General features: G+C 72.2%; 21 protein-coding genes and 1 other RNA gene. 5 read left to right on the top strand and 17 right to left on the bottom strand.

Going from position 1 to position 23,163, the window contains the following annotated elements:
• Positions 1–52: 52 nt before the first annotated feature.
• From ACERZO_RS42505 to ACERZO_RS42515, 3 genes are all read right to left on the bottom strand, one after another.
• The gene (locus ACERZO_RS42505) at positions 53–2,032 is read right to left on the bottom strand and encodes a DUF6541 family protein (protein ID WP_372671642.1); all 1,980 of its coding nucleotides are present in this window, start codon (positions 2,030–2,032) and stop codon (positions 53–55) included.
• A 61-nt stretch (positions 2,033–2,093) separates the two neighbouring features.
• On the bottom strand, positions 2,094–3,407 hold the full coding sequence (locus ACERZO_RS42510; protein WP_372671643.1) for a lipopolysaccharide biosynthesis protein: 1,314 nt from the start codon (positions 3,405–3,407) through the stop codon (positions 2,094–2,096).
• 8 nt (positions 3,408–3,415) lie between these two features.
• Positions 3,416–4,438 carry a glycosyltransferase family 2 protein gene (locus ACERZO_RS42515; RefSeq protein WP_372671644.1) on the bottom strand — a complete coding sequence of 341 codons (1,023 nt, stop codon included), beginning with the start codon at positions 4,436–4,438 and terminating at the stop codon, positions 3,416–3,418.
• A gap of 84 nt (positions 4,439–4,522) precedes the next feature.
• Here ACERZO_RS42515 and ACERZO_RS42520 point away from each other — a divergent pair, with 84 nt between their 5' ends.
• Positions 4,523–5,620, top strand: coding sequence for a UDP-N-acetylglucosamine 2-epimerase (locus ACERZO_RS42520; protein ID WP_372671645.1), 1,098 nt, complete (start codon positions 4,523–4,525; stop codon positions 5,618–5,620).
• 56 nt (positions 5,621–5,676) lie between these two features.
• Positions 5,677–6,234, top strand: a complete 558-nt coding sequence (locus tag ACERZO_RS42525) for a glucosaminidase domain-containing protein (protein ID WP_372671646.1) — start codon at positions 5,677–5,679, stop codon at positions 6,232–6,234.
• Here ACERZO_RS42525 and ACERZO_RS42530 read toward each other — a convergent pair.
• The 3 genes from ACERZO_RS42530 to ACERZO_RS42540 are packed head-to-tail and all read right to left on the bottom strand — an operon-like array spanning position 6,191 to position 7,654.
• Positions 6,191–6,703, bottom strand: a complete 513-nt coding sequence (locus tag ACERZO_RS42530; protein ID WP_372671647.1) for a hypothetical protein — start codon at positions 6,701–6,703, stop codon at positions 6,191–6,193. The two genes, ACERZO_RS42525 and ACERZO_RS42530, sit on opposite strands and share 44 nt — an antisense overlap.
• Positions 6,693–7,289: a recombination mediator RecR gene (recR, locus tag ACERZO_RS42535; RefSeq protein WP_364014686.1), complete on the bottom strand. Its 597-nt coding sequence runs from the start codon at positions 7,287–7,289 to the stop codon at positions 6,693–6,695. The genes ACERZO_RS42530 and recR overlap by 11 nt, the downstream gene beginning before the upstream one ends.
• Before the next feature lie 5 nt (positions 7,290–7,294).
• On the bottom strand, positions 7,295–7,654 hold the full coding sequence (locus tag ACERZO_RS42540; protein ID WP_372671648.1) for a YbaB/EbfC family nucleoid-associated protein: 360 nt from the start codon (positions 7,652–7,654) through the stop codon (positions 7,295–7,297).
• Between the two features lie 78 nt (positions 7,655–7,732).
• On the opposite strand from ACERZO_RS42540, the gene ACERZO_RS42545 reads away from it, so the two are divergent.
• Both ACERZO_RS42545 and ACERZO_RS42550 read left to right on the top strand, forming a co-directional pair.
• Positions 7,733–8,596, top strand: coding sequence for an N-acetylmuramoyl-L-alanine amidase (locus ACERZO_RS42545; protein ID WP_372671649.1), 864 nt, complete (start codon positions 7,733–7,735; stop codon positions 8,594–8,596).
• 41 nt (positions 8,597–8,637) lie between these two features.
• The gene (locus tag ACERZO_RS42550; RefSeq protein ID WP_372671650.1) at positions 8,638–8,769 is read left to right on the top strand and encodes a hypothetical protein; all 132 of its coding nucleotides are present in this window, start codon (positions 8,638–8,640) and stop codon (positions 8,767–8,769) included.
• On the opposite strand, the gene ACERZO_RS42555 is transcribed toward ACERZO_RS42550, so the two are convergent.
• Both ACERZO_RS42555 and ACERZO_RS42560 read right to left on the bottom strand, forming a co-directional pair.
• The gene (locus tag ACERZO_RS42555; protein ID WP_372671651.1) at positions 8,766–11,036 is read right to left on the bottom strand and encodes a DNA polymerase III subunit gamma and tau; all 2,271 of its coding nucleotides are present in this window, start codon (positions 11,034–11,036) and stop codon (positions 8,766–8,768) included. The genes ACERZO_RS42550 and ACERZO_RS42555 overlap by 4 nt on opposite strands.
• A gap of 43 nt (positions 11,037–11,079) precedes the next feature.
• The gene (locus tag ACERZO_RS42560) at positions 11,080–12,630 is read right to left on the bottom strand and encodes an ALF repeat-containing protein (protein ID WP_372671652.1); all 1,551 of its coding nucleotides are present in this window, start codon (positions 12,628–12,630) and stop codon (positions 11,080–11,082) included.
• A gap of 55 nt (positions 12,631–12,685) precedes the next feature.
• Between ACERZO_RS42560 and ACERZO_RS42565 the strand changes: the two genes are divergently transcribed.
• Positions 12,686–13,561 (top strand): spermidine synthase, encoded by an 876-nt coding sequence (locus ACERZO_RS42565; protein WP_372671653.1) that lies wholly within the window; start codon positions 12,686–12,688, stop codon positions 13,559–13,561.
• A 180-nt stretch (positions 13,562–13,741) separates the two neighbouring features.
• Here the strand turns inward: ACERZO_RS42565 and ffs are convergent.
• From ffs to ACERZO_RS42610, 9 genes are all read right to left on the bottom strand, one after another.
• An RNA gene (gene ffs / locus ACERZO_RS42570) (signal recognition particle sRNA small type) lies at positions 13,742–13,836 on the bottom strand.
• Between the two features lie 44 nt (positions 13,837–13,880).
• A complete protein-coding gene (locus tag ACERZO_RS42575) occupies positions 13,881–14,480 on the bottom strand; it encodes a GTP-binding protein (RefSeq protein ID WP_372671654.1) in 600 nt (199 codons plus the stop codon).
• Positions 14,458–14,805: a DUF742 domain-containing protein gene (locus tag ACERZO_RS42580; RefSeq protein WP_372671655.1), complete on the bottom strand. Its 348-nt coding sequence runs from the start codon at positions 14,803–14,805 to the stop codon at positions 14,458–14,460. Before ACERZO_RS42580 ends, ACERZO_RS42575 begins: the two co-directional genes overlap by 23 nt.
• Positions 14,805–15,239: a roadblock/LC7 domain-containing protein gene (locus tag ACERZO_RS42585; protein ID WP_364378792.1), complete on the bottom strand. Its 435-nt coding sequence runs from the start codon at positions 15,237–15,239 to the stop codon at positions 14,805–14,807. The genes ACERZO_RS42580 and ACERZO_RS42585 overlap by 1 nt, the downstream gene beginning before the upstream one ends.
• Complete coding sequence (locus ACERZO_RS42590) at positions 15,236–17,974, bottom strand: sensor histidine kinase (RefSeq protein WP_372671656.1); 2,739 nt, start codon at positions 17,972–17,974, stop codon at positions 15,236–15,238. The genes ACERZO_RS42585 and ACERZO_RS42590 overlap by 4 nt, the downstream gene beginning before the upstream one ends.
• A gap of 25 nt (positions 17,975–17,999) precedes the next feature.
• Entirely contained in the window at positions 18,000–18,788 is a 789-nt protein-coding gene (locus ACERZO_RS42595; protein ID WP_372671657.1) for an ABC transporter ATP-binding protein, read from the bottom strand.
• A complete protein-coding gene (locus ACERZO_RS42600) occupies positions 18,785–19,723 on the bottom strand; it encodes an ABC transporter permease (RefSeq protein WP_372671658.1) in 939 nt (312 codons plus the stop codon). The genes ACERZO_RS42595 and ACERZO_RS42600 overlap by 4 nt, the downstream gene beginning before the upstream one ends.
• Positions 19,720–20,688: an ABC transporter substrate-binding protein gene (locus ACERZO_RS42605; RefSeq protein WP_372671767.1), complete on the bottom strand. Its 969-nt coding sequence runs from the start codon at positions 20,686–20,688 to the stop codon at positions 19,720–19,722. Before ACERZO_RS42605 ends, ACERZO_RS42600 begins: the two co-directional genes overlap by 4 nt.
• 593 nt (positions 20,689–21,281) lie before the next feature.
• Positions 21,282–23,141, bottom strand: a complete 1,860-nt coding sequence (locus tag ACERZO_RS42610; protein ID WP_372671659.1) for a glycosyltransferase family 39 protein — start codon at positions 23,139–23,141, stop codon at positions 21,282–21,284.
• Between the last annotated feature and the right edge of the window lie 22 nt (positions 23,142–23,163).

Consider the following 23,163-nt stretch of genomic DNA (forward strand, 5'->3'; position numbering starts at 1 on the left):
AGCACGCGGCGGCTGGTCACGGAGGTGCTGGACACGCGATCACTCTAGCCTTTCACTGCCCGTTACCGGCCGCGGACCCTGGAGCCGCACCAGCTGCGACGACGCCCTGCTGGCCCTCGATCTCGTAGACGGTCGCGCCGGGGTTGCGGAACACGACCTTGAAGCCCGGGGTCGTGTCGAGGTGGCTCAGGCCGGGCCCGTTGTAGGTGTCCTTGGTGACCTTGCCCTGGCCGACGAAGACGTACCGGACCTTGAGGTCGGTCAGCAGTTCCCGCACGCGCGGGAACTTGTCGATGTCGTCGAGGTAGACGCCGAGGTAGCCGGCCGGGGTGTTCCCCTCGGCGCCGTAGAACGTCCACTCGACCGGCTGGACGCCGTCGAGCGCGTACATCCAGACCGAGCCGTCGGCCTTGCCGTTCATCACCCGCTCGCCCGGCGCGACGTGGCCGGCGAGCCAGTCGAACGCCGAGCGCTCGTCGTTGCTGACCGTCGGGCCGCCGTTGTAGTTCATCTGCAGGCGGGCGGCGTTGCGGCCGATGTAGCCGCCGCGGCTCAGGCCGCCGATGACGACCACGAGCAGCACGACGCCGACCGCGGTGAGCGTCGCCGGCGAGACGTTCGGCAGCCGGCCACCCGCCTTGCGGGCGATCCAGCGGGCGGCGGTGTCGGTGAACTCGCCGAACGCGACCGCGCCGGCCAGCGGGACCAGCGCGCCGATCCGCCAGTGGTCGTTGTAGAAGATGCCGGTGAGGGTGTGGATGAGCGGCGTCTCGAGCGACACGGTGGCCGCGAACAGCCCGCCGAACACGACGTAGGCGGCGACCATCCACAGCATCCGCCGGTGCTTCACCAGCAGGAAGATGCCGATCAAGGCGGGCACGCCGATCCACCACTGCGGGAACGCGGCCATCGGCGAGAAGGTGAGGGTCTCCCCGAGGCCGCCGGTGACGGTGGCCTCCGACGCCCAGAACGCGCTGGTCACACCGCCCGCGTTGTACAGCGAGGGCAGCGCCAGCGGCAGCCCGCAGACAACGGCGAGCGCGACCGTGGCCCCGAGCGAGGCCGCCGACCGGCGCCAGTCGATCCGCTCGAACTTGAAGAGCACCGCGAGCAGGATCAGCAGGAAGTACACGACGACGACGAACGCGACGCTGGTGTGCAGGCCGATCAGGCCCGCGACGCCGACGCCGATCGCGACCGGGCCGGCGATCCCGCGCGGCTCCAGCAGCCGGCGCGCGAGCGCGAGCATCGCCGGGATCAGGGCGACGCCGGCGACGTACGGCCAGAGCGGGCCGCGCCACAGCGAGTCGTACGGGAAGTTGGTGAACGACGCCGACACCGCGGCGGCCGCGGCGACGGCCAGCGTGGGCATCCGCCACACGTGGCACATCGCCGCGACACCGATCGGCACGCACAGGATGACGGTGAGCGCGCCCATGTTCAGCGTCGGCATCATCGCCAGGCCGGCCTTGTCGAAGACCAGCGCGAGCAGCGCGTGGTAGGTGTCGGGGTAGAAGTAGTTCGTCTGGTTCGGCAGGTTCGCGATGGTGCCGACGGTCGAGGGCCGGGCGTCGCCGTGCTCGGCGATCCAGCGGACGAGGTTGGCGTGGAAGGGCGCGTCCCAGCCCTGCTGGACCTGGTTGAGGCCGCGGGCGCCACGCAGGAACGTGACGATCCCGACGAGGCTGCCGGCCCCGACGCCGGCGCCGATCAGCAGGTGCTCGCGCAGCGAGCGGGCGGGCGCGGCCGCGGCGGCGTCCTGCTCGGCCCAGTCCGGGTGGCGGCGCGCGGTGAACCGCTGCACCAGGAAAGCGAGCCCGAAGCCGACGGCCGACAGCACGAGCGTCCAGAGCGCGACGTCGAGCGTGGTCCAGCGGATGCCGAGGCCGCCGAGGACCGGGACACCCAGGCTGACGATGCCGAACGTGAGGATCGGCGCGGCGGCGGCGAGCAGCCAGCCCCGCAGCCGGATCGCGGCCCCGAAGACGAGGCCCGGCAGCCAGAAGGCGAGCACGACCAGAAGTACGTTCATGGTTTTCCGCTGTCCAACCTCACCGGCGTTCCCCGCCGATCCAGTCCCGATTCCGGCCGGGTCACCTTACTGGGACGTCCGGGACGGGCCGCACGTTGCCCGGCCGCCGCAGGACGAACACCAACACGACCACCAGGCCCAGCGTGGGGCCCCCGGCCAGCCCGGCGACCGCCTTGAGGATCGGGTCGCCCGGCACGAGCAGCAGCGTCGCGGCGGTGGCGACCGCGACCACCGCCCAGGTGACGAGCACCTTGTTCGCCTCCTTGCGGGCCACCAGCACGGCGGTCATCAGCTGCAGCGCCGTGAGCAGCACCGCACCCCACACCATCCAGGCCACCCACCAGCCCTGGGCGACGAAGCCCGAGCCGTAGAGCAGGGAGACCAGCCACGGCCCGATCAGCCAGCCGACCAGCGCGCCGACCACGCCGAGGGCGATCGTGCCGAGCGCGCCGGCCGCGAGGAGCTTCCGCAGCCGGTGCTGCCCGTCTTCGGTGCCCGAAAGCCGGACGACCGTCGGTACGGCGAGCGCCTGCAGCGGCGAGAGCAGCAGCAGCGGCACCCGGGACACGGTGAGCGTCGCGAAGAGGACGCCGACGTCGCGCTCGGAGCCGCCGGGCGCGAGCAGGCTCACCAGCGCCGGGTAGCCGGTGATGACGCTCGCGGTCAGCGCGGCGCCGGTCAGCAGGACCAGGATCCGGCCGGTCACCGGTCCCCAGCCGTCGCCGTCGGCGTGCGGGTCGACCAGCCCGGCGACCGGCTTGACGAACAGCAGCCAGGCGAACGAGCCCGCCGCGGCCGCGATCGCGTACGACGTCACGCCGGTGAGCCCGGCGGCGGCGATGCCGAACAGCACGAGCACGCGGACCGCGGCCTCGGCCACGACCAGCCAGGAGTACGGCTTGATCCGCTGCTGCCCGACCAGCAGGCCGCGGGCGGCGAACTGGCAGGCGAACGAGATGGCGCCGCACAGCACGATGACGCCGAGCGCGGTGTTCCCGGCGTAGAGCCGGTCCGACAGCACCGGCACGGTCATCGTCAGCCCGGCGACGACGGCGACGGTCACGGCGCCGACGGTCAGGGCGCGCAACGCGGGCTTGCCGGCCTTGCCGCCGTCGAGCGCGGCCACCGCGGACTGGCGGGACAGCTCCTGCTCCAGCGGCGACAGCGCGCTGCCGAGGCCCATCAGGATGCCCCAGAACGAGAGGTAGACCTTGCTGTTCTCCGGGCCGAGCCAGCGGGTGGCGAGCAGCGTCAGCACGTAGCCGAGCGCAATCGCGACGAGCAGCGAGACGCCGATCTTCCCCGCCGAGCGCCCGGTCTCCTTCGCCAGACTGCGCCCTTCCGCCTCGTCTGCCTCGTGGGGCTCGCGAGTCATCGGTGAGCTCATCGTCCCCGCCGCCGGCGGGCGCGCAGCGCCATGACCAGGCCGCGGACCGCACCGGCGCCGAAGCCGGCCCCGAACACCGGGGCGAGCTTGGCGACGGCCTTGGCCTCCGCGTTCGTCGCGCCGAAGCGCGTCACGGCGGCCCCGGCCGCGGCCGAACCGGCGGCCGCGAGCAGCACGGCCGTCTTCGGGCGCTTGACCGCGACGCCGAGGCCGAGCAGGCCGACGCCGAACGCGGCGAACAGGCCGTTGCGGGCCGGACCGGGCGAGCCGAGGTAGGAGTCCACGAAGGTCGTCCCGCGGAAGTAGGCCTGCGCGGCGAACTTCTTGAAGCTGTCTCGCCCGTGGTAGGTCGCGGAGAGCTCCGGCGCGAGGAAGATGCGGTGGCGCTCGGCGATCCAGCGCAGGACACCGGTGTCGTCACTGGCGAAGCGCACGTCGTCGAACAGCGAGACGAAAGCGTCCGAAGCCGCTTCGAGAACGCCGCGCGGCGCGGAAAAGAATCCGGTGCCCTTCGGGAAGAGGTCGAACTCCTCGATGCCGAAGGACATCAGGCGCGGATCGGCGCAGTAGCGGCGCCAGGGAATCTTCACCAGCCCGGCCATGAAACCGGCGTACGGGTTGTTTTCGGAGGCGACGTTGACGTGGCCGTTCCACACCGTGCGCTCGGGGTGGTCGACGAGCTGGTCGCGCAGGAAGGTGAGCGCGCCCTCGTCCACCACGACCCGGCTGTCGAGCAGCAGGATCTGGTTGCCGCCGGCCTTGGCGATGCCCGCCCGCCGGGCTTCGAAGCGGCCTGAGTTGGCCTGGCTGACGACGGTGATGCCGTGGCGTTCGCGCAGCTCGTCGAGCCGCGCCGGCGTGGCGTCCGTGCTGCCGTCGTCGACGACGACGACCTCGATCGGCCAGTTCGCCGTCTCGGCCGAGGCGAGCAGCGCGCCGACACTGCGTTCGATCCAGTCCTGCTCGTTGTAGACCGGGATCACGACGCTGAGCGAGGGGAGGAGCGGGTTCGCACTCACCGGGCCGAGGCTACCCGGCGGCCCCCGCGGGAGGTCGGCCAGTATCCTTACGCCACCGCACCCGACCTGAAATGGGCTCCTCTGGTGATTTCCTTCATTCTCGGCACCACCGCGGAACTGATCAAAATCGCGCCCGTCTACCACGGGATCCGCGAGCGCGGGATGCGGCCGAAGATCTGGTTCACCGCGCAGCACGTCGACGAGGTCGCGGACGTCCTCGCGGACCTGAACATGCCGGCGCCCGACGTCTGGCTGGTGCCGGAGGAGAAGGCCCACAACCTCGAGTCGCCGGCGCAGGTGCCGGGCTGGGCCGCGCAGGTGCTGCGCACCGCGTGGAGCCGCCGCCACGAGCTGCGCGCCGCGCTGACCGAGGACGGCCGTCCCCCGCTGGTGCTGGTGCACGGCGACACGTTCACGACGCCGTACGGCTCGCTGATCGGGAAGCGGATCCTCAAGTCCCGCGTCGGCCACGTCGAGGCGGGCGCGCGGTCGGGCAGCATCCTGTCGCCGCTGCCCGAGGAGCTCAACCGCAAGATCGCGGCGAAGATCGTCGACATCCACTTCGCGCCGAGCATCCGCGAGGTGAACAACCTCCGCCACGCCCGCGGCGTGGTCGTGGACACCGAGGCCAACACGGCGATCGACGCGATGCGCCTGGCCATCAACGGGCCGCTGGACGTGCCGAACCTGCCGGAGAAGTTCGGCCTGGCCACGCTGCACCGCTTCGAGCTGGTCTCGCGCCCGGACAAGTACCGCGAGGCGCTGGAGATCCTGCGCGAGCAGAGCCGCAAGATGCCGATCCTGTACATGGCGGGCGCGCCGGAGCGCGAGAAGATCCGCGCGCTGGGCATCGGGAACATCTTCGACGACCAGTTCATCGTCCAGCCGAAGATGCGCTACCTGAAGTTCCTCCCGCTGGTGGCGCGCGCCGAGTACGTCGTCACCGACTCGGGTGGTCTTTCGGCGGAGTGCTACTACCTCGGCCTGCCGTGCGCGGTGCACCGCGAGCGCACGGAGACGCCCCAGCACCTCGGCGAGACGGTCGTGCTGACGGAGATGCGCGGCGACAAGCTGCAGAACTTCCTCGACACGTACCAGAACCGGCGCGGTGAGTCCTGGATGGACAAGTACCACCCGTCCGAGATCGTCGTGGACACGCTGGCCCAGCTCGGCTACTGCTGAGGTCTCTTTGGGGTGACCCCGCGTTTTTCCGGGGGTGAGCCGGGCAAAGTGTCGCCATGATCCACATCGGACTGGCGGCGCTGCTGGCGGTGGTCCCGCCGCCCATCGACCAGGCGTCGGTGCACGACGCGGCGCTTTCCTCGGGGTACCAGTCGGCTTACGTCGACTCGGCGGGCCCGATCGCGCGCGCGATCCACGAGGCGTACGACATCCCGGCATCGGTGACGGTGGCGCAGTCGATCCTGGAGTCGAACTGGGGCCGCAGCCGGCTGTCGGTGAACGAGCTGAACTACTTCGGCTTCAAGTGCGTGACGCCGACGAGCCCGGGGCCTCTCGCGTTGCGGTGCGCGTCGTACCCGACAACGGAGTGCATTCCGGCGCCGTGCCACCCGGTGGACGCGTTTTTCCGCTCGTACGCGTCGATTTCCGACTCGTTCCGCGATTACGGACGGCTGTTGACGACTTCGTCGAACTACGCGGCGGCGTTGCCGGTGCGGGACGACCCCGACGCGTTCGTCCGGGCGGTGGCGCGGAAGTACGCCACCGACCCGGAGTACGCGAACAAGGTGATCAGGTTGATGGACCTGTACGACCTGCGCCGCTTCGACCAGTGAGCCTCCGGATGCCCCGGTCGAAGTTCCGGCCGGTCAGGTCGGCGAACTTCTCGAAGAACTCGACACCGCCCGCCGCGAGCGCGGAGAGCAGCTTCTCCTCAACGGTGACCGCGGTCTGGCGGTACTCCCCGCCGGCCACGGTGATCCGGATGAGCTCCGGCGGCACCGGCTCGAGCGTGATGTCCGCGGGCTGGTCGGGGAAGCCACCCTGGGCGTGCCCGTGGTCGCGGTACTGAGCCACGAGATCGGCCAGCGAGAGCCAAAGCAGCTCGATGTCCGACTCCCAGGTGGGTCCCAGGAGGGGAACCTGGCCGACGGTCAGCTCGATCACGCCGGTCAGATCGGCGCTGTACCGCACCTCGGGCAGCTCGGTGCAGTCCCGGATGTCGACGAGTTCCCATTCCCTCCGCCGCCGCTCGACGGACAGGAACGTCCGGACCGGCTCGACCGGGAGCCCGCTATAGGACACGGCGGCCCGACAAGGCGCGGCCCAGGGTCAGCTCGTCCGCGAACTCCAGGTCGCCGCCCATCGGCAGGCCCGATGCCAACCGCGTCACGCTCAGGCCCGGGAAGTCCCTCAGCATGCGGACCAAGTACGTCGCCGTCGCCTCGCCCTCCGTGTTGGGGTCCGTGGCGATGATGATCTCCTTGATGTCCGCCTCGCCGATGCGCTTGAGCAGCTCGCGCATCCGCAGCTGCTCCGGCCCGATGCCCGACAGCGGGTCGAGCGCGCCGCCCAGGACGTGGTAGCGGCCCTTGAACTCGCGCGTCCGCTCGACCGCCAGGACGTCCTTCGGCTCCTCGACCACGCAGATGACCGTGAGGTCGCGGCGCTCGTCGCGGCAGATGCGGCACTTCTGCTGCTCCGAGACGTTGCCGCAGACCTCGCAGAACTGCACGCCCTCCTTGACCTTGCCGAGCACGTCCTGCAGCCGGGCGATGTCGGCCGGGTCGGTGGCCAGCAGGTGGAACGCGATCCGCTGGGCGCTCTTCGGCCCGACCCCGGGCAGGCGCCCGAGCTCGTCGATCAGGTCCTGGACGACACCTTCGTACAAGTTCGTCAGCCGCCGAAGCCGAGGCTGCCGAGGTCCGGCAGGCCGCCACCGCCGCCGAGCCCGCCGGCCAGCGGGCCGAGCTTCTGCTCGGTGAGCTTCTGCGCGCTCGCCGACGCGTCGCGCACCGCCGCGACGATCAGGTCGGACAACGTCTCGACGTCGTCCGGGTCGACGACCTTCGGGTCGATCTGGAGGCTCTTCAGCTGGCTGTCACCGGAGACGGTCGCGGTGACCAGCCCGCCGCCGGCCGTGCCGGTGACCTCGGTGTTGGCGAGCTCTTCCTGGGCCTCGACGAGCTTCTGCTGCATCTGCTGCGCCTGCTGCATGAGCTGGGAAATGTCGAAGCCGCCGCCGGGTTGCGCCATGATTCGCTCGGTCCTCTCTGCACGCCTGTGTCAGCCACCAGGGTAGTCGCGCCACGCGGGGTGCCGGGCTGTGGCACCGTGGTCGCCGTGCGACGCGCGATTGTCCCCTTCCTGCTGGCCGGTGCCCTGCTGCTCACCGGCTGCGCCGACGACGTCCCGGCGGCGCCGGCCTCCTTGACCACCAGGACGGTCACGCCGACGACCGTGACCTCCAGTCCGGCGGCTTCTTCGTCTCCGCTGCCTTCGCCGTCTTCGTCGGCTTCGCCGTCTTCCGTCCCGCCACCGGTCGCGGCCGGGAAGGTCGTCGTGCTGGACCCCGGGCACAACGGCGGGAACGGCTCGCACCCGGCCGAGATCAACCGGCAGGTGCCCGCCGGCCGCGGGCAGACCAAGCCGTGCAACACCACCGGCACCGCGACCAACGCCGGCTACCCCGAGCACGCGTTCACCTGGGACGTCGCGCAGCGCGTCGGGAAGGCGTTGGCCGCCAAGGGAATCCGCGTTGTCTACACGCGACAGAACGACACCGGCGTCGGCCCCTGCGTCGACCGCCGGGCGGCGATCGGCAACGAGGCGAACGCGGACGCCGTCGTCTCCATCCACGCGGACGGCTCGACCGCGGCGGGCGCGAACGGCTTCCACGTCGCGTATTCGTCACCGCCGTTGAACGCGGCGCAGGGCGAGCCGTCGACGAGGCTGGCGCAGGTGGTCCGGGACACGCTGCGCACGGGCGGCTTCAGCACGTCGAACTACATCGGCGGCAACGGCCTGTCGGCGCGCGCGGACTTGGCCGGGCTGAACTTGTCGACGCGCCCGGCGGTCCTGGTGGAGTGCGGCAACATGCGCAACGCGGCGGAGGCGGCCCGGATGACGAGCGCGGAGGGGCGCCAGCAGTACGCGTCCGCGATCGCGGCGGCGATCGAGGCATACCTGGCTTCCTGAGCCGCGACGACGGCGTCGCCGATGAGGTCAATGAGCTCGTGATGGGCGTGGAGGGGCCGCGGCCCGAGGTGCACAACATCCGCCGCGACCCGCGGGGCAACCAGGGCTCGCCGACCGCGGTGATCGTGCGGGTCACCGCGGACCGGGTGACGGGCGTCGGCCCCTCGGGCTAGTCCAGCGGGCGGGCGCCGAGGTGGTCGGAGATCAGCTTGCGGGCGACCTCATCGGGGTCCTGGTCCGGCGGCGGTGGGGGCGGCGGCGGGGCGGGGCTGGCGTCCTCGTTGTAGAGGTCTTCGTCGTCCTCGTCGGAGGGTTCCGGGGGCAGCGGGATGTCCGGCTCGCTGGTGGTCACCTTCGGCCGCGCCGGCGCGACGGGGGCCGGAGCGGGCGCGGGCCGTTCGACAGCCGGCGCGGGAGCGGCCGCGGACTGCCGGGTGAACGACCGTTCCGGGGCGGGCGCGGCCTGCTGCGCACGGGCGGCGGGCGCGGCCGGGGCGTTGCCGTGGACGCAGCGGACCTGCCAGTCGCCCCCGAGGACGTCGGACAGCGCGCCGGCGATCTTGCGGGCGTTGTCCTGGTCGGACAGGCGGCGGGCCAGGGGTTCGGACTTGTGGGTGAGGGTGAGGGAGTTGCCCTCGACGCTCGCGACGGTGGCCTGGGTCAGCATCGCCTCGAGGCTCCGCCCGCCGGTGAACTTGCGCAGGGCGGTCATGAGCTGCGGCCAGACGTTCCGGATCCCGGCGGCATCGAGCGCACCGGAAGCGGCCGGCGTGCTGGGTTCGGGCGCGGCCGGAGCTGGGGGCGCTGGCTGGGCCGGAGTGCCGCCGCCTGGCGTGCGCGGGGTTCCCCAACCGCCATCGCCGGACTGGGCCGCGGGAGCGGGCTGCCCCGCCGCAGGGGCGGGAGTGCCGCCGCCCGGGGTACGCGGAGTACCCCAACCACCATCGCCGGACTCGGCAGCGGGTGCCCCCGCCGCCGGAGCCGAGGCACCGGCGCTTGCGGCCGCCGGCGTGCCGCCGGCCGGCGTGCGCGGCTGAGCCGTGGGAGCGGACGGGCGGGAAGCTCCGCCATCGGCGAGCTGCCCCGGCGCGGTGTCAGGGCCGGCGGCCGGAGCCGAAGCACCGGCGCTCGCCGCAGCCGGTACGGGCGCGGGTTCCGGAGCCGCCACCGGCGCCGGCCCAGCCGAACCCGCGCGCTGCGAAGGCCGCGAGAACTTGCTCTCCTGCATCGCCCGCACGGGAGGCTCCACACCACCCTCCGCGGGCGCGCCACCCCCACCCGCCAGCGTCGCCCTGCGCTCCAACCGCTCGATGCGCGCCAGCAGTGCCTTCTCCGCCTCCGTCACCGACGGCAGCAGCATCCGCGCGCACAACAGCTCGAGCACCAGCCGCGGCGAAGTCGCGCCGCGCATCTCCAAAAGTCCATTGTGGACGATGTCCGCGTAGCGGGACAGCGTCGCCAGGCCGATGCGTTCCGCCTGCGCCACCATCCGGGTCAGCTCTTCCTCCGGCGCCGACACCAGCCCGCCCGCGGAGTCCGGCACCGCGCGCAGCAGCACCAAGTCCCGCAGGCGATCCAGCAGGTCCGTCGCGAAGCGGCGCGGGTCGTGGCCTGCTTCCGCGAGCTTCTCCACCGTCGAGAACACCGTCGCGGCGTCCTCCGTCGACAACGCGTCGACCATGTCGTCGATCAGCGCGACGTCCGTGACGCCCAGCAGCGCGACCGCGCGCGAGTACGAAACGCCGTCCGGGCCCGCGCCCGCCAGCAGCTGGTCCAGCACCGACTGCGTGTCGCGCGCCGAACCGCCGCCCGCGCGGATGACCAGCGGGTACACCGACGGCTCGACCTCGACGCCCTCCGCGGCGATGTTGCGCTCCAGCAGCGCGCGCATCGAGCTCGGCGGGATCAGCCGGAACGGGTAGTGGTGCGTGCGCGAGCGGATGGTGGTCAGCACCTTGTCCGGCTCGGTCGTCGCGAAGATGAAGATGACGTGCTCGGGCGGCTCTTCCACGATCTTCAGCAGGGCGTTGAAGCCCTGCGTGGTGACCATGTGCGCCTCGTCGATGATGAACACCCGGTACCGCGACTCGGCCGGCGCGTAGAACGCCTTGTCCCGCAGCTCGCGGGCGTCGTCGACACCACCGTGGCTCGCCGCGTCCAGCTCCGTGACGTCGACGCTGCCCGGCCCCTCGGGCGCCAGCGCCTTGCACGAGTTGCACTCGCCGCACGGGTCCGGCGTCGGGCCCTTGGCGCAGTTCAGCGAGCGCGCCATGATGCGCGCGCTGGACGTCTTGCCGCAGCCCCGCGGCCCCGAGAACAGGTACGCGTGGTTGATCCGCCCGGCGGACAGCGCCGTGCGGAGGGGTTCGGTCACATGCTCCTGCCCGACGACCTCGGCGAAGGTTGCCGGACGGTACTTGCGGTACAGCGCGAGAGCCACGTCGCGAGGGTACCGGGCACCACCGACAACCTTCGCCGTGCGGTCAGGGCAGCTGGGCCAGGAGGCCATTCACCTTGGCGACGTGCGCCGCGGTGAAGGCGTCACGCGCCCGCGCCTTGCCCAGTTCGCCGTCCAGGTACGGCTGCAGGTACGAGTCCGGGCCGTCCAGGACGCCCTGCGCGACCGCGTTGACCTCCGGGCCGTTCGACAGCGTCTGCGTCACCTTGACCCGCAGGTCGATCAGGTGCGCGGTGTACTGCCCGTGGGCCAGGAACTCGCGGACGTCGGCGACGGTCCCGTCGAGCGCCTTCTGCGCCCACGACTTCGTCGCCGGGCCGCCGGCCGCCATGATCTGGGCGACCTCGACGCGGTCGTCGGTGTCGCGGCCCGGGTAGTCGCCGGTGCGCAGCAGCGCGGCGACCCCGGCGTACGGCCCGGCGAGCGCGTCGCGAGCGGCCTGGCGCAGGCCCGGACGAGCCGTCGTGTCGGCCGCGATCGCCGCGACGGCGGCTCGGTCGTCGGACTCCTGCGCGGCGGCCAACCCGCTACGCACGAACGTGACGACGTCGTCGTCGGAACCGGACAGCGCGGTTCGCGCGGCGTTCTTGACGGCGGCGCCGCCGTTGCGCAGCAGGTAGACCGACGCGCGACGGCCGTTCGACACGGTCAGCGCCGGGTCGGCCGCGTCGGTGAGCAGCTTGTCGTTGTCGGACTTCGCCTGCGCCGCGCGGGCGGCGGCGTCACGCGCCTGCTGCGCCGCGTCGGCGGCCGCACCCGCGGCGACCTGGGCGTCGTGCTGGGCCGCGGACTGCTGGGCGGCGAGCCGGTCGGTGTTCGCCTGCCGCGCGTCCGACGCGATCTTCCGGGCCCGTTCCCCGGCGAGCCGCACGATGAGCGGGTGGTGCGCGGCCGCGCCCGCCTTGGCGCCGTCGAGCTGGCCCTGGACCGCGGCGAGCTCGGCGTCCCCGTTCGCGGCGACCTGCCGCCAGACGGCGAGGAAGTACCTGACGTCGGCCGGGGTGCCGTCGAGCGCGGTCTGCGCGGCGGCCTGGACCTCGGGACCGCCGGCGGCGAGCGCCTGGTCCGTGGTGATCCGGTCGTCGGTGTCGCGGGCCTGCTGCAGGCCGGTCTCGAGGAACGCCCGGACGTCGGCGGGCGTGCCGTCGAGCGCCTTCTGGGCGCGCTCGTTGACCACCGGGCCGCCGATGCTCATGGCCTGGCCGACGGCGATGCGGTCGTCGGCGATCCGGGCCTGGGCCAGCCCGGTGGCCAGGAACGCGCGGACGTCCTCGATGGTGCCGCTGAGCGCCTGCTGGGCGGCGCGCTTGGTGACCGGGCCGCCGGTCGACAGGACCTGGGTGACCAGCACCCGGTCGTCGTCGTCCCTGGCCTGCTGGCGGCCGGTCGCCAGGAAGGCCTGCAGGTCGGCCGGGCTGCCGAGCAACGCCGCCTCGGCGGCTCTGGCGACGCCGGGGCCACCGGTTTCCAGGTACCCCACGGCCTGGGCCCGGTCGGGCAGGACGTCCGCGGCCGCCGGCGTCGCGAAGACACCGGCGGCGAGCGCCGCGGCGACGATTACTGCGTTCGCACGCAAGGAAAACCCCCTCGATCGATGATCGTTCCGCTCCCTTATCGCCGGGCCGGTCGGAATGTTTCCGATACGCTGCGGCTTCGTGAGTCGTTCGCGGAAGCCCGGTCCGGTGCCCGGGCGGTACCCGGTCCGGTTCGGGACGGCGGAGCTGCTCCGCGACGCCGACCGCGGCAACGCCTGGCTGGTGTCGGTGGACGGCGTCGCCCAGTCGTACGTCGACCTCGACGACCCGGCCAACCTGGAGTTCGACTACGTCCGGCGCTTCGGCGACGTCGTGGACCAGCTGCCGCCGGGTCCGGTGGACGCGCTGCACATCGGCGGAGCGGCGTGCACGTTGCCGCGGTACGTGGCGGCGACGCGCCCGGGTTCGCGGCAGCTGGTGTTCGACGCGGACGGCGAGCTGGTGGAGCTGGTCCGCGCCCAGCTCGGGCTGCGGGTGCCGGGCCTGCGCGTCCGGATCACGGACGGCCGGGCCGGCCTGGCGACCCGCCGCGAGGACACGGCGGACCTGGCGGTGGTGGACGCGTTCGAGCGGGCAACGCTGGCGGGCGGCCTGGCGACCCTGGAGGCGACGAGCGCGATCGCGACGATCCTGCGCCCGGCGGGGATCTACCTGGCCAACATCACGGACGGCTCGGGGCTGCCGTTCGCGCGCCGCTTCCTGGCGACGCTGCGCGAGGTGTTCCCGGAGGTCCTGCTGCTGGCGGACCCGGCGGTGCTGAAGGGGCGCCGCTTCGGCAACTTGGTGTTCGCGGCCTCGGCCGCCCCGCTGCCGACGGCGGAGATCGCCCGCCGCACGGCCTCGGCGGCGTTCCCGACGAGGTGCGTGGAGGGCGCGGAGCTGCGGAAGCTGGCAGGCAGGGCGGTCCCGCTCACAGACGAGGACCGGCCCCCGTCCCCCCAACCCCCGGACGACGTACTGGGCCTGTTCTAAAGGACCAGCAGACCCGCGAGAAAGGCCACGGCAGACCCACGAACCCGCAAGGAAGGCCGCGGAAGACCCGCAGACCCGCAGGAGAGGCACCGTGGGGGTCCGGGGGCTCGGCCCCCGGGTGAAAGGACGGAGTGAAGGGGTCCGGCGAAGGGGCGAAGCCCCGAGAGCCGGAGCCCGAAAAGAAGGGGACCCCGCGCACCCGTCAGAGCCTGCTTATCCTTGCTGCCTTCCGGCCCTGGGGAGGTTCACAGGGTGGACGCCGCGCGGGGTCCGTGGATCAGTGTAGCCACCGAGAACCCTCGGTGGCCCGGCGGGCCCCTCAGGCCCCCGCGCCCGCCTGGGCCCGGGCCTTCTTGAACGTGTTGTGCAGGACCGCCAGCAGCGCGTCCCGCACCGACAGCTTCTGCCGCGCGTCGAACGTGATCAGCGGGACGTCCTCGCTGACCGCCAGGGCCCACCGGACGTCCTCCAGGTTGTGCCCGAGCGATCCGTCGAACATGTTCACCGCCACCACGAACGGCAGGCCCGCGTTCTCGAAGTAGTCGACCGCCGGGTAGCAGTCGTCCATGCGGCGGGTGTCCACGATCACCAGCGCCCCCAGGGCGCCGTGGACCAGGTCCTGCCACATGAAGCCGAAGCGGTCCTGGCCGGGCGTGCCGAACAGGTACAGCTTCACCTCGTCGTCGATCGTGATGCAGCCGAAGTCCAGGGCCACCGTCGTGGTGGTCTTCGCCGGGACGTGGCCGGTCCTGTCCACCGAAGCCGCCACCGACGTGATCGCCGCCTCCGTCGTCAGCGGCTTGATCTCCGAAATGGCGCCGACCGCCGTCGTCTTGCCGACGCCGAAGCCGCCCGCGATGACGATCTTGACCGGGGCCGGTGGGCGGGCCGCCGGTTCAGTGAATGGCTTCGAGTCCACGAATGACCCTTTCGATCATGCCGAGGTCTTGCGACGTGTGGTTCGCCGGCCGCCGGACGACGACGTAGCCCAGCTCGGCGAGGTCGGCCACCAGCACGCGGGCGACGCCGATGTGGAGGCCGAGCATGGCCGCCACCTCGGCGACCGACATGGTGCTCCGGCAGAGGGAGACGATCTCCTGCCGTTCGAAGGTGAGCTTCGGGTGCGACGCCGCCCCCAGGCGGGACGTCATGACCTGCGCCTCGATCTCCAGGCTCTGGTCGACCGGCTGGGCCCGCCCCGAGGTCATCAGGTAGGGCCGCAGGAGCGAAGGTTCTTCGGTCATCACGACCCCACGGTGTTCTTCAGCTCCTCGATGAGCCCCGGCGTGAGGACTTCGGTGGCGCGGTTGGCGAACATCGCCATCTCGTAGGCGATCGTGCCGAGGCTCGCCTGCTTGTTGGCGAGCACGCCGAGCGAGCAGCCGATGCTGATGGTGCAGACCAGCAGGTACCCGTGCTCCAGCTCGATGATCACCTTGTCCGGCGAGCCGAGCGGGTGGCTTTCGGAGACGCCGTGGGCGAGGCCGAGCATGGCGGAGGAGATCGCGGCGAGGCGGTCGGCGTTGGACCGCTCGAGCTCCGACGACACGGCGATCAGCAAGCCGTCGGCCGAAACCGCGATGGCGGCGATCGCGCCCGCCGTGTGCTGCGCGAAGCGGCTCACCAGCCAGTTGAAGTTCTGGGCTTCGACACTGACGCCAGCTGCGGGGATGCTCATTTCCTGCTCTCTTCTGCTCGTTCCGTCACACGACCGGCGACCACGCCTCGCGGCGGGCTGTCTGCCGTCACCACGTCCGCCTTGGCGAGGCCGGCGGCGAACGCGTCGAACGCCGCTCGCTCGGCCGCCGGGTCCCGCCTGGTGCGGTTCACGACGGCGCGGGCGATCGGCCTGCCCGCGGGCTGCTGGCGCAGTCCGGGGGCGAGCTGGGCACCCGGGACGCGGCGGACCAGGCCGTCCCGGGACTGCGGGGCGGCCGGGACGCCGGCCGGCGGGGTCGCGAGGTGGTGCGACGCGGGCATCGCCGAGTCCCCGGGCACGCGCACCGGCAGCGACGCGCCGTCGCCCGGTGCGGGCACGGGCGCCGTCACGACGGTCGGCGGCGCGGACGGCGGGTCGTGCTCCATCGCGCTGACCTCGGCGGCCTTCGCGAAGGCGCTCTCGAACCCGTCCATGGCGGCCCGGGTGGCGTCCGGGTCGTGCCGCGGCTTCTCCCCGGCCACCGGCGCGGTCGTCCCCGGGCTGGGCAGCTGCGCGCCCCGGACGCGGCGGCGCAGGCCACCGCGGGTCTCGGCGTCCGGTTCGGCCGCGGGCGGCTCGGCGGGTTCGGTGTCCGGCCACACCGGTTCGAGCTGGTTGAACCAGCGGAAGCCGTTGGCGTGCGCGACGCTGAGCAGCGCCGGGATCGCCGGCGCCGGCAACGGCTCGACCGGCCGCGGACCGTCCGAAGTGGACACCGCGACGGCCTCCGCGGGCCGCGCGTGGACCGGGGCGGGCGCCTGCGCCGGGATCGACGGCGCCTCCTTCGGCGGCCGCAGCCCGGAGCGGTGGCTGAACAGCGACGGCGGGATCGTCAGCCGCGCGGTCACGCCGCCGGTGGTCGGCGTCGCGAGCAGTTCGACGCCCAGGTCGTGGCGCCGCGCGAGGCGGCCGACGACGAACAGGCCGAGCACGCTGGTCGGGGCCAGCTCGAGGCGTTCGCGCTCGACGAGCCGCTGGTTCTCCTCGGCCATCTTCTCGGCGGTCATGCCGATGCCGTGGTCGACGATGTTCACCAGGCACGAGCCGTCGGCGAGGAGCATCGTGTCGACCTCGACCACCGACCCCGGCGGCGAGAACGACGTCGCGTTCTCCAGCAGCTCGGCGAACACCAGCACCAGGTCGGCGCCGAGGGCCGAGGACAGCAGGATCTCCGCGACGACCCCGAGCTTGACGCGCTGGTAGTCCTCGATCTCGGCGAGCGCGGAGCGCAGGGCCGTGGACAGCTCGATCGGGCCGGCGATCCGGGCTTCGTCGCGGGTGCCGGACACCACGAGCAGGTTGTCGGCGTTGCGGCGCAGGCGGGTGGAGAGGTGGTCGAGCCGGTAGAGGCTGGCCAGCAGCCGGGTGTCCTGCTCGTTGCGCTCGACCTCGTCGATCAGCGCGAGCTGGCGGCCGACGAGGTTCTGCGTGCGCTTGGCGACGTTCGCGAACATCAGGCCGGTGTTGCGCCGGGTGAGCGCCTGCCGTTCGACCAGCTCGGCCGCGGTGGTCTGGACCCGGTTGAACGCCGCGGCCAGCTTGCCCAGCTCGTCGTCGGAGACGACGTCGATGGTGGCCAGCCGCGGGATCTGCTCCTCGGCTTCCTCGGTGTCGGTCACGCGGACGAGCTCGGTGCCGGCGAGGTCGGCGACCGACGTCGCCGCGGTGGTCAGCCGCCGCAGCGGCCGGGCGATCGACCGGGAGACGGCGACGGCGAGGAAGGCGACGAGCAGGAACAGCAGCCCGGCACCGACACCGACCGTCCAGGCCAGCCGGGTGCCGGCGTCAGCTCGCCCGGTCGCCGCGTCGGCGATCTCGCCGGTGGCGCGTTCCTGCACGAGCTTCCGTTGCCCGGCATGGGTTTCCGCCGCGGTGAGCACGTCGGCGACGTACTGCGTGGTGCCCGCCGCGTCCCGCGGGTTGCCGACCTGGGCGGCGAGTTCGTCGACGCGCCGGCCGGCGTCGCTCTGCTCGACCCGGACGACCAGCGCGGCCCGCTCGCTGTCGTCACCGTCGTCGCCCTGCTTGACGAACCGGTCGATGAAGATCGGCACCTGCTGGGTCGCGTCGTCCAGGATGGACTGACCGGCGTCCGGCGACACGGCGGTCACGATGAGGGCCATGGCCCGCAGCGAGCTTTCCTCGTTCGCCCGCAGCAGCGCGTCCAGCGCGGTCAGCTCGCGGGTGCCCTCGGCGTCGCTGGTGAGCTGCGGGACCAGGCGCAGGGAGTCGATCACCGCGTCGATCACGGCGTGGTAGGTGCGGGCCACGCTGTCGAGCGCGACACCGCGCCGGACGGCGTTCTCGCGCAGCTCGCCGAGCGAGCCGATCCGGGTCAGCGCCGCGGAAAGCTCGTCGGGGGCGTCGGCGCCGAGCGACCGGCGGACGTCGGCGATCGTCGCGTCGACCGCTTTCTGCTGCTGGAGCATCCGGTCGGGGCTCGCCGACGGCGTCGCCACGAACGCGGCCGTCAGCAGCCGCTCGCGCTGCAGCTGCCACATCAGCCCGCCGAGCTGCTGGGCCTGGCGCGCCACCGTCGCCGACTGCGCCGAGGCCGTCGCGCTGCTCGCCTGGGTCAGCACGAACGGCACCGACACCAGCACCACCGCGGCGAGCGGGGGCAGGAGCAGCAGGTTCAGCTTGCCGCGAATGCCGAGCCGGGCCAGGATTCCCCCGCCGCCGGCCCGTTCCGCGGTCGCCCCGCCGTGCCTCATCCCGCCACCTTCCCGTCTTCCGTTCTCACTCGACCGCGGCCACCCGGCTCACGTGCCCGCGGTGCTGCTCCCGGACGAGGTCCTCGATCCGGGCGCGCAGCGCGAGGAACCGCGGTTCGCGCTTCACCGCCAGGTCCCGCTCGGCGGGCAGCGTCACCTCGACGTCGGCGGCGATCCGGCCGGGGTCGGAGGCGAGCACCACCACCCGGCCGCCCAGGAACACCGCTTCCTCGACGTCGTGGGTGACCATCAGCACCGTGGTGCCGGTGTCGGCCCACACCTGGCGGATGAGCACCTGCATGTCCTCTTTGGTCTGGACGTCCAAGGCGCCGAAGGGTTCGTCCAGCAGCAGCACGTCCGGTTCGCACGCCAAGGCCCGCGCGATCGCGACGCGCTGCTTCTGGCCGCCCGAAAGCTGCTTCGGCAGCGACTTGCGCACGGCGTCGAGCCCGGTTTCGGCGAGGTACCAGTCCACGCGCTTGGCGCGCTCGGCCGCGTCGACCGGCAGCAGCTCCAGTCCGAACGCGACGTTCTTCTCGACACTGCGCCACGGGTAGAGCGCACCGGCCTGGAAGACGAGCCCGCGGTCCGGGCCGGGGCCGGTCACCGGGACGCCGTCGAGCACGATCTCGCCCTCGGTCGGCTTGCCGAGCCCGGCCACCAGCGAAAGCAGCGTCGACTTGCCCGAGCCGCTCGCGCCGACGACGCAGACGAACTCGCCGCGCAGCACCTCGAGGTCGACGCCGTCGAGCGCGCGCGTCACCTTGCCGCGCACGGTGTAGTCCTTGGCGACGTTCCGCAGTTCCAGCGTCATGCCGCCCACTTCCCGACCCGCGTGCGCAGCAGGCGCAGCAGGACGTCGATGACCAGCCCGGCGATCCCGATGACCACGAGCACGGCGAAGATCTTGTCCGTCTGCAGGAACCGCTGCGCGCGGACGATCCGGTAGCCGAGGCCGGCCGAGGAGTTGATCAGCTCGGCGACGACCACGAAGTTCCACGCGGCGGCGGCGTTGACGCGGATCGCGTCGATCATGCCCGGCAGCGAGTGCGGCACGACGACCTTGCGCAGCACCTCGCCCCGGCGCGCGCCGAGCGTGTAGGAGACGTCGATGAGCGCGCCGGGCACGCCGCGGACGACGTCGGCGGTCATCAGCGTGTTGAAGAAGACCGTCCCGATGAAGAGGATGGCGATCTTCGACGGCTCGCCGAGGCCGAGCCAGATGATCAGCAGCGGGATGAACGCGCTCGCCGGCAGGTAGCGCAGCAACCCGATCAGCGGTTCGAAGAACGCCTGCCCGGCCGTGAAGGTACCCATCAGGATGCCGAGCGGCACCGAGACGAGCACGGCGAGGCCGAACCCCTCGAGCACCCGCTGGGTCGTCGCCCAGAGGTCGTCGAAGAGCTCGCCGGTGCCGGCCATGTCGACACCGGCCTTGACCACCGCGGCCGGCGACGGCAGGAACGTCGAGTCGACGGCCCCGCTGACGCTCAGCACGACCCAGGCGAGGAACGGGATCGCGAAGGACAGCACCGCCAGCGTCCAGCGCGCCCCCGCGGAAATGGGCGTGCGCAAGGAAAAGAGCGGCGACGCGGTCTTGGGCGCGGCCCGGCGCGGCAGCGGCGCCCAGGCCGGACGGCCCCGGCCGGACTCCTGCTCCTCGGCGAGCCGCTGCTCGGCCTCCAGCGCCTCGGCGGCGCGTTCGTCGGCCGTGTCCGCCGGGGTGGTCCGCTGGGTCGGACCGGTCACTGCGGCGCGGCCTTCACGAACTGGTCGTCGAACAGGCCGTCCAGCGACGGCCGCTGCTGCGCGAGCCCGGTGCTGACGATGAAGTCGACGATCTTGTTCGCCTGGAAGTCGAGGTGCTGCGCGGTGACGCCCGGGGTGAACGCGTCGATGTTCTGCTGGCGCGTGAAGATCGTGGTGCCGGCGTCGTAGGTCTTGTAGTCCGCGTCGGACACCCCGCCGCGCTTGGCCATGATCCCGATGGCCGCGTCCTTGTTGTTCTTGATCCAGGTCAGCGTCTCGAACCAGGTGTTGACCAGCGCCTGGACGTCCTTCGGGCGCTCCTTGACCAGCTTCTGCGACGTGACGAGGTGGTCCGGGATGGCGCCGGGGAACTCCGCCGACGTCGAGATCGCGCGGCTGCCCGGGCGCTCGAGGGCCTTCGAGGTGAACGGCGCGAACGCGCCCACCGCGTCGACCTGGCCGGCGACGAACGCGGCCGCGGCGGCGTCGGTCGGCAGGTTGACCAGCTCGATGTCCTTTTCGGTCAGCTTCGCCTCCTGCAGCGCGAGCAGCAGCAGGTAGTGGTCGACCGTGCCCTGCTCGACCGCGACCTTCTTGCCCTTCAGGTCGGCGACGGCGTTGATGCCTTCACGGGCGATGATCTTGTCGTTGCCGGTGGAGTTGTCGTTCACCAGCACGATCGACAGCTTGGCGCCGCCGGAGGCCGAGGAGAGCGTGTCGTTGAGGGTCTGGCTGTTCGCGTCGATGGCCCCGCTGGACAGCGCGTTGATGCTGTCGGTGTAGTTGTCGAAGTACTTCAGGTCGACGTTCACGCCGTTCTTCGCGAACAGGCCCTGTTCCTGCGCCACCTGCCAGGGGAACCAGCCCGGCCACGCGCTGAACCCGAGGGTGATCTTGCCGCCGGTGCCGGAGGCGTCGCTGTCGCTGCACCCGGAAAGGGCGGTCACGCCGGCGAGGGTCAGCAAGGTGAGGAGCACCGTCAGCAGACGGGGGCGGGAAGTCACAGCGAAACTCCAAAAGGCGGGGGGAGTGGAGTGTTGCGGCGCCGAAAGCGCACAGTCATCGCTGCTCTCTTCCAGACGCACCTGATCGGGTCATGAGCGAGAGAACGCGGACAGGGATCACCACACCCAGTGAGATCCGGCCTCTCAACGCACCGGATCAGCCACCCCTTGTCCCTCACCCGGCGGAGAGCCTAGCGAGGAGCACAAGATCACCACAATGCCCAGCGGATGCCGCCGAACGAGTGACCGTCAACCGTGTCAACCAGCAACATCGACAACTTCGAAGATCAAGGACACCGATGTTTCTGTCGGCCGCCCGGCCAAGATCTCGGCCGCGGGCGCGTGCAGTTGCACGGGCCGTAGTCCCTCGTCGTTACGCCGCCCCGTGATCATCACCGAGGGCAACCGACCGGCGCCGAACAATCGTTCGCGATTCCCCGGTCACCGGGACCGCGTTCGAACAGGTGTGCGCCTCCGTCGATAGCGCACCGGCTCCGGATCCGCGAATGGTTCCCCGACTGTTAACACGTTTGAAACAATCGGCCTAATTTCGATCAATTGACCGATTTTGTCAGGTCGTAAACCGTCGTCCCCCCGACGGTGACCGGCGCGAAATTCTGTTCGACCCACGACTCGATCTCGCCCGAGGTTCCGCGGCCGCCGCCGAAGCCACCGCGCCCGCCGGCGACGTAGTAGTGGATGTCGCCCGCGGCGACGTACTCCTGGAACTGCGCGAGCGTCGGCGCCGGGTCGCTGCCGGAGAAGCCGCCGATCGCGAGCACCGGGCGGTCGCTCGAGAGCGCGAGCCCGGCCGCCTGCATCGCCCCGCTCTGGGCCGCGGCCCACTTCGTCGTCGTGCTCTTCAGCAGGTCGATCACCGCGGTGTCGGTCTGCCCCTCGCCGAAGCCGCGGCCGAACCCGCGTCCACTCGCGACGGACGGGCCGGACGACGGCGTCCCGCCGGAGTGCGCGGTCGCCGCCGTGGCGACGGTGAAGGACGCCGTCCCGAGCAGCGCGCCGCACAGGCCCACCGCGGCCACGGCCGGGCCCAGCCGCCGGACGCGGTCGGCGCCGAAGAGCAGCGCGAGGACCGCGGCCGCGGCGAGCGCGAGCAGCGCGTAGCGGATCCACGGCTGCCACTCCGGCGTCCGCGCGAGCAGCACGAACCCCCAGACCGCGGTGACCGCGAGCATGACGGCCAGCACCGCGCGGGCCGCGAAGTTCGCCCGGCCGCGCCAGAGCTCCCGCGCGGAGATGCCCAGCGTGCCGGCGATCCCCGGGGCCAGCGCGACCGTGTAGTACGGGTGGATGATGCCGCTCATGTAGCTGAAGACGACCGCGGTGACGACCAGCCAGCCGCCCCACAGCAGCAGCGCCGCCCGCGTCCGGTCGGTCCGGGGCGCGCGGCGCGTGAACCACAGACCGGCCACCAGGCCGATGACCGCGGCGGGCAGCAGCCACGACGCTTCCCCGCCGAACTCGCCGCCGAACAGCCGCGTCAGGCCGGTTTCGCCGCCGAAGCCCCCGAAGCCGCGACCGCCGGCTCCAGACGGTGGTGCGGAGGTGCCGCCCCCTCGGCCTTCACCGAAGATCCGGCCGAGGCCGTTGTAGCCGAAAGCCAGTTCCAGCACGGTGTTGTCGGTCGAACCGCTGATGTACGGCCGATCGGCGACCGGCCACAGCGCGACGGCCGCGATCCACCAGCCCGCCGAGACGACCACGGCCCCGGCCGCGGCGAAGAGCTGCCCGATCCGGCGCCCGAGCGACGTCGGCGCCGCGACGGCGTAGGCCAGCACGAACGCGGGCAGGACGAGGAAGGCCTGCAGCATCTTGTCGAGGAAGCCGAACCCGATCGCGACCCCGGCGAGCACCAGCCACGCCGTGCTCCCGCGCTCGAGCGCACGCACGACGCAGTAGGCGCCGGCGACGAGCAGCAGCACGAGGAAGGCATCGGGGTTGTCGTAACGGAACATGAGCGCGGCGACCGGCGTCAACGCGAGCGCGGCCCCGGCGAGCAGCCCGGCACCGGGCCCGGAAAGCCGCCGCACGGCGAGGTAGAGCAGCCCGACCGACGCGACCCCGGCGAGCGCGTTCGGCACGAGCAGGCTCCAGCTCGAGAAGCCGAAGATCCGCCCGGACAACCCCATGATCCAGAGGGAGAACGGCGGTTTGTCGACGGTGACGACGTTGCCCGGGTCGAGCGAACCGAAGAACAGCGCCTTCCAGCTCCACGTACCGGCCTGGGCGGCCATGGCGTAGAAGTCGTTGGCCCAGCCCGTCTTGGCCAGGTCCCACAGGTAGAGCAGGCCGGTCCCGAGCAGCAGCGCGGCCACGGAAGGCCTGACCCACCGCGGTTTCCGGACGGCTTCGGGAGCGGGCTGGGCGTGTTCGGGCGCCGACAGCGTGGTCGTCATGGCGTTCACCGTGTCGGCGCCG

It is taken from the genome of Amycolatopsis kentuckyensis (assembly GCF_041679295.1).
GTDB classification, from domain to species: domain Bacteria; phylum Actinomycetota; class Actinomycetes; order Mycobacteriales; family Pseudonocardiaceae; genus Amycolatopsis; species Amycolatopsis kentuckyensis_A.

Coding starts and splice junctions, on each gene's coding strand:
- ACERZO_RS42505 (WP_372671642.1), bottom strand. CDS start 2,032: ATGAACGTACTTCTGGTCGTGCTCGCCTTCTGGCTGCCGGGCCTCGTC.
- ACERZO_RS42550 (WP_372671650.1), top strand. CDS start 8,638: ATGGGCGTGGAGGGGCCGCGGCCCGAGGTGCACAACATCCGCCGCGAC.
- ACERZO_RS42610 (WP_372671659.1), bottom strand. CDS start 23,141: ATGACGACCACGCTGTCGGCGCCCGAACACGCCCAGCCCGCTCCCGAA.
- ACERZO_RS42585 (WP_364378792.1), bottom strand. CDS start 15,239: ATGAGCATCCCCGCAGCTGGCGTCAGTGTCGAAGCCCAGAACTTCAAC.
- ACERZO_RS42595 (WP_372671657.1), bottom strand. CDS start 18,788: ATGACGCTGGAACTGCGGAACGTCGCCAAGGACTACACCGTGCGCGGC.
- ACERZO_RS42525 (WP_372671646.1), top strand. CDS start 5,677: ATGATCCACATCGGACTGGCGGCGCTGCTGGCGGTGGTCCCGCCGCCC.
- ACERZO_RS42510 (WP_372671643.1), bottom strand. CDS start 3,407: ATGACTCGCGAGCCCCACGAGGCAGACGAGGCGGAAGGGCGCAGTCTG.
- ACERZO_RS42540 (WP_372671648.1), bottom strand. CDS start 7,654: ATGGCGCAACCCGGCGGCGGCTTCGACATTTCCCAGCTCATGCAGCAG.
- ACERZO_RS42590 (WP_372671656.1), bottom strand. CDS start 17,974: ATGAGGCACGGCGGGGCGACCGCGGAACGGGCCGGCGGCGGGGGAATC.
- ACERZO_RS42565 (WP_372671653.1), top strand. CDS start 12,686: ATGTTTCCGATACGCTGCGGCTTCGTGAGTCGTTCGCGGAAGCCCGGT.
- ACERZO_RS42580 (WP_372671655.1), bottom strand. CDS start 14,805: ATGACCGAAGAACCTTCGCTCCTGCGGCCCTACCTGATGACCTCGGGG.